Below are 5,344 nucleotides of genomic sequence, written 5' to 3'. Positions count from 1 at the left end.
GTATAAAAAAAACCCTTCAATTTAGTATTGAAGGGTTTTCAAGGAAGGCGGCGACCTACTCTCCCACGATTGTAGTACCATTGGCGCTAACGGGCTTAACTTCTCTGTTCGGAATGGTAAGAGGTGAGCCCCGATGCTATAACCACCTTAAGCTGTTGGTTGATTCTTAATGATAAGAGATCAACTAATATTGTTGACATATTGATTTAAATAATAAAATACGATCTAAAAAAGTAACTAAAAAGAAGCTATCAAAGCAATTCTCCGTCCTGCTAATTGCTTAGCAGGACGTGCGCATAAGCCTATGGGTTATTAGTACTACTCGGCTATGACATTACTGCCTTTACACCTATAGCCTATCAACGTGGTAGTCTCCCACGACCCTTTAAAGAAATCTCATCTTGTGGTGGGTTTCGCGCTTATATGCTTTCAGCGCTTATCCCTTCCGAACGTAGCTACTCTGCAATGCTCCTGGCGGAACAACAGATACACCAGCGGTTCGTCCAACTCGGTCCTCTCGTACTAAAGTCAGATCCACTCAAATTTCTAACGCCCACTGTAGATAGAGACCGAACTGTCTCACGACGTTCTGAACCCAGCTCGCGTGCCACTTTAATGGGCGAACAGCCCAACCCTTGGGACCTTCTCCAGCCCCAGGATGTGACGAGCCGACATCGAGGTGCCAAACCCCCCCGTCGATGTGAGCTCTTGGGGGAGATCAGCCTGTTATCCCCGGAGTACCTTTTATCCTTTGAGCGATGGCCCTTCCATGCGGAACCACCGGATCACTATGCTCTACTTTCGTACCTGATCGACCTGTATGTCTCTCAGTCAAGCCTGCTTATGCCATTGCACTCTACGCACGATTACCAACCGTACTGAGCAGACCTTTAGAAGCCTCCGTTACTCTTTTGGAGGCGACCACCCCAGTCAAACTACCCACCAAGCACTGTCCATCTCGCGATGTTAGGCTTCGAATAAGCAAAGGGTGGTATTTCAACAATGACTCCACAACGCCTGGCGACGCCACTTCAAAGTCTCCCACCTATCCTACACATTACTTATCCAAAGTCAATACTAAGCTATAGTAAAGGTTCACAGGGTCTTTTCGTCCCACAGCGGGTAACCGGCATCTTCACCGATACTACAATTTCACCGAGCTCATGGCTGAGACAGTGTCCAGATCGTTGCACCATTCGTGCAGGTCGGAACTTACCCGACAAGGAATTTCGCTACCTTAGGACCGTTATAGTTACGGCCGCCGTTTACCGGGGCTTCAATTCAGATCTTCGCCGAAGCTAAACCCTCCTCTTAACCTTCCGGCACCGGGCAGGTGTCAGGCCATATACATCATATTTCTATTTAGCATAGCCCTGTGTTTTTGATAAACAGTCGCCTGGACCTCTTCACTGCGGCCCATCATAAGATGGGCGACCCTTCTCCCGAAGTTACGGGTCGATTTTGCCTAGTTCCTTAGCCATGAATCTCTCGAGCACCTTAGAATTCTCATCCCAACTACCTGTGTCGGTTTACGGTACGGGCTGCTTCACTTGTTTTTCTTGGAAGTCGCTTCTCTGGATTATCACATTGGCCGAAGCCTCTGTGTACTATCGCGGTATTACTACTCGCTTCAACGAACTATTCCGTCAGTTCGCACCAAATATACGCCTCCGTCACTTTTAATGTGAGCAGGTACAGGAATATTAACCTGTTGTCCATCCACTACCCCTTTCGGGTTCGCGTTAGGTCCCGACTAACCCTCAGCTGATTAGCATAGCTGAGGAAACCTTAGTCTTTCGGTGTGCGGGTTTCTCGCCCGCATTATCGTTACTTATGCCTACATTTTCTTTTGTAGCTGCTCCAGCAAGAATCGCCTCTCACCTTCAACGCCACTACAATGCTCCCCTACCACTTCTTACGAAGTCCATAGCTTCGGTAATATGTTTATGCCCGATTATTATCCATGCCGAACCGCTCGACTAGTGAGCTGTTACGCACTCTTTAAATGAATGGCTGCTTCCAAGCCAACATCCTAGCTGTCTAAGCAGTTCAACCGCGTTTATTCAACTTAACATATATTTAGGGACCTTAGCTGATGGTCTGGGTTCTTTCCCTCTCGGACATGGACCTTAGCACCCATGCCCTCACTGCTGATTAACATTTTATAGCATTCGGAGTTTGTCAGGAATTGGTAGGCGGTGAAGCCCCCGCATCCAATCAGTAGCTCTACCTCTATAAAACTATAAATCAACGCTGCACCTAAATGCATTTCGGGGAGTACGAGCTATTTCCGAGTTTGATTGGCCTTTCACCCCTACCCTCAGGTCATCCCAAGACTTTTCAACGTCAACGGGTTCGGTCCTCCACTTTGGGTTAACAAAGCTTCAACCTGCCCAAGGGTAGATCACACGGTTTCGCGTCTACTACTACTAACTATAACGCCCTATTCAGACTCGCTTTCGCTACGGCTGCTCCGCTTAACGGATTAACCTTGCTAGTAAAAGTAACTCGTAGGCTCATTATGCAAAAGGCACGCCGTCAGCCCGAAGGCCTCCGACCGCTTGTAAGCGTATGGTTTCAGGATCTATTTCACTCCCTTATTCAGGGTTCTTTTCACCTTTCCCTCACGGTACTGGTTCACTATCGGTCTCTCAGGAGTATTTAGCCTTATCGGATGGTCCCGACAGATTCATACAGGGTTACACGTGCCCCGCACTACTCAGGATACCACTAAATCAATATATCTTACCTATACGGGACTATCACCCTCTACGGTCAGTCTTTCCAAACTGTTCTAATTCAATATACATCTTATAACGTGGTCCTACAACCCCAGCATTGCCGTAACAATACTGGTTTGGGCTAATCCGCGTTCGCTCGCCACTACTAACGGAATCACTATTGTTTTCTTCTCCTCCGGGTACTTAGATGTTTCAGTTCTCCGGGTTCGCTCCTATTGCTAGGTGACATATCTTCAATATGCCGGGTTGCCCCATTCGGATATCTGCGGATCATAGTGTATGTGCCACTCCCCACAGCTTTTCGCAGCTTATCACGTCCTTCATCGCCTCTGAGAGCCTAGGCATTCCCCATACGCCCTTAATTAGCTTATGCGTCTTGCTTTAACTTGCTCTTTTAGTTTTTGATGATAAATAAATATCATCGCTCTTTTATTTTTGTCGTTATATGTCTCCTGTGAGAACATATAACGCTCGTATTCTTTAAATCAATATGTCAATGAACGTTCTTATACCTTTAAAAAAAAAGCATAATCGTGGAGAATATCGGAGTCGAACCGATGACCTCCTGCGTGCAAGGCAGGCGCTCTAGCCAGCTGAGCTAATCCCCCATTAATGAAATCCTAAATGTCGAATTCAGAATCCCGAATGATGAAGTAATGAATTCTCAACTTCTAAAATTTCCTTTCAATAAAATTAGTATGAACTTAATTTTAAGTCTTACGACTTGTAGTCTCAGGCAGACTCGAACTGCCGACCTCTACATTATCAGTGTAGCGCTCTAACCAGCTGAGCTATGAGACTTCTTCATAGTTGATAATTGATGCTTAATCGCTATTAGTAAAACTAACAACCAAAAAATACAACTATACAATAAATTAATTAACAGCTTAAGACTAAAAACACCTCAAAATAACAATTCCTGAGTATCGTCTTTCTCTAGAAAGGAGGTGTTCCAGCCGCACCTTCCGGTACGGCTACCTTGTTACGACTTAGCCCCAGTTACCAGTTTTACCCTAGGCCGCTCCTTACGGTGACGGACTTCAGGTACCCCCAGCTTCCATGGCTTGACGGGCGGTGTGTACAAGGCCCGGGAACGTATTCACCGGATCATGGCTGATATCCGATTACTAGCGATTCCAGCTTCACGGAGTCGAGTTGCAGACTCCGATCCGAACTGTGATAGGTTTTATAGATTCGCTCCTTCTCGCAAAGTGGCTGCTCTCTGTACCTACCATTGTAGCACGTGTGTGGCCCAGGACGTAAGGGCCGTGATGATTTGACGTCATCCCCACCTTCCTCGCGGTTTGCACCGGCAGTCTTGCTAGAGTTCCCGACATTACTCGCTGGCAACTAACAACAGGGGTTGCGCTCGTTATAGGACTTAACCTGACACCTCACGGCACGAGCTGACGACAACCATGCAGCACCTTGTAATATGTCCGAAGAAAAGTCTATCTCTAAACCTGTCATACTACATTTAAGCCCTGGTAAGGTTCCTCGCGTATCATCGAATTAAACCACATGCTCCACCGCTTGTGCGGGCCCCCGTCAATTCCTTTGAGTTTCATTCTTGCGAACGTACTCCCCAGGTGGGTTACTTATCACTTTCGCTTAGCCACTCAGACCGAAGTCCGAACAGCTAGTAACCATCGTTTACGGCGTGGACTACCAGGGTATCTAATCCTGTTCGCTACCCACGCTTTCGTCCCTTAGCGTCAATACATTATTAGTGATCTGCCTTCGCAATCGGTATTCTAAGTAATATCTATGCATTTCACCGCTACACTACTTATTCTAACCACTTCATAATGATTCAAGACCTGCAGTATCAATGGCAATTTTCCGGTTGAGCCGAAAACTTTCACCACTGACTTACAGACCCGCCTACGGACCCTTTAAACCCAATGATTCCGGATAACGCTTGGATCCTCCGTATTACCGCGGCTGCTGGCACGGAGTTAGCCGATCCTTATTCGTAGAGTACCGTCAGAGTTCCACACGTGGAACTGTTTCTTCCTCTATAAAAGTAGTTTACAACCCATAGGGCAGTCTTCCTACACGCGGCATGGCTGGATCAGAGTTGCCTCCATTGTCCAATATTCCTCACTGCTGCCTCCCGTAGGAGTCTGGTCCGTGTCTCAGTACCAGTGTGGGGGATCTCCCTCTCAGGACCCCTATCTATCGTTGCCTTGGTATGCCGTTACCATACCAACTAGCTAATAGAACGCATAGCCATCTTATAGCAATAAATCTTTAATGATTAAATGATGCCATCTTATCATACTATAAGGTATTAATCCAAATTTCTCTGGGCTATCCCTTACTATAAGGTAGGTTCTATACGCGTTACGCACCCGTGCGCCGGTCGTCGTCAAGTGCAAGCACTCACGTTACCCCTCGACTTGCATGTGTTAAGCCTGCCGCTAGCGTTCATCCTGAGCCAGGATCAAACTCTTCATCGTGTATTCTTAAATATTATTTAACAATAACAACAGGAATTTTAAATCGTATCTCAAAAATGCTTCTAGTCTTAATTCTTATTGTAATATGATCGTAAATAAATACAACCATAATACGCGCTGTCAATCAATATATCAATGAAC

At 46.3% G+C, this 5,344-nt stretch carries 2 tRNA genes and 3 rRNA genes; all 5 read right to left on the bottom strand.

The features are described 5' to 3' along the window. Nucleotides 1-42 precede the first annotated feature (42 nt). The 5 genes from rrf to H526_RS0117845 all read right to left on the bottom strand — a co-directional run bounded on the left by rrf (nucleotide 43) and on the right by H526_RS0117845 (nucleotide 5,203). Nucleotides 43-150 (bottom strand): 5S ribosomal RNA (gene rrf / locus H526_RS0117865). A 142-nt stretch (nucleotides 151-292) separates the two neighbouring features. Next, a 23S ribosomal RNA gene (locus H526_RS0117860) occupies nucleotides 293-3,114 on the bottom strand. A 161-nt stretch (nucleotides 3,115-3,275) separates the two neighbouring features. Further along, a tRNA-Ala gene (locus tag H526_RS0117855) sits at nucleotides 3,276-3,349 on the bottom strand. A gap of 119 nt (nucleotides 3,350-3,468) precedes the next feature. After that, a tRNA-Ile gene (locus H526_RS0117850) sits at nucleotides 3,469-3,542 on the bottom strand. Nucleotides 3,543-3,681: 139 nt separating this feature from the next. Continuing rightward, nucleotides 3,682-5,203: ribosomal RNA gene (locus H526_RS0117845) — 16S ribosomal RNA — on the bottom strand. The 16S, 23S and 5S rRNA genes sit together here with 2 tRNA genes alongside, the layout of an rRNA operon. Nucleotides 5,204-5,344 lie beyond the last annotated feature (141 nt).

The organism is Aquimarina latercula DSM 2041 (genome assembly GCF_000430645.1).
In the GTDB taxonomy this organism is placed as follows: domain Bacteria; phylum Bacteroidota; class Bacteroidia; order Flavobacteriales; family Flavobacteriaceae; genus Aquimarina; species Aquimarina latercula.
Note: the sequence above shows the minus strand (reverse complement) of the source record. Positions and strands in the feature narration are given on the sequence as shown.